Genomic DNA, 245 nt, shown 5'->3' on the forward strand with positions numbered 1-245 from the left:
GCTCATTCCAGATCCTGTTCATCATCATCATCGGCGGGCTGGCCTCGATCCGTGGCGCGTTTTGGGTGCGGCGTTCATCGTTGTCCTCCCGCTCTTTCTGTCCCGGCTCGGCGCATTCCTGTTCGGCGGCCTGTTCGATTCGGGCGTTCTCGACATGAGCCAGCGCATCGTGCTCGGCGCCATTATCATCATCTTCCTCATCGCGGAACCGAGCGGGCTGTCGGCCCTCTTCGACCGCCTCAAAC

At 61.6% G+C, this 245-nt stretch carries 1 pseudogene; it reads left to right on the forward strand.

The features are described 5' to 3' along the window. Positions 1–245, forward strand: a pseudogene (locus EOD29_RS37710) (branched-chain amino acid ABC transporter permease); the annotation flags it as partial.

The organism is Mesorhizobium sp. M1A.T.Ca.IN.004.03.1.1 (assembly GCF_003997555.1).
In the GTDB taxonomy this organism is placed as follows: domain Bacteria; phylum Pseudomonadota; class Alphaproteobacteria; order Rhizobiales; family Rhizobiaceae; genus Mesorhizobium.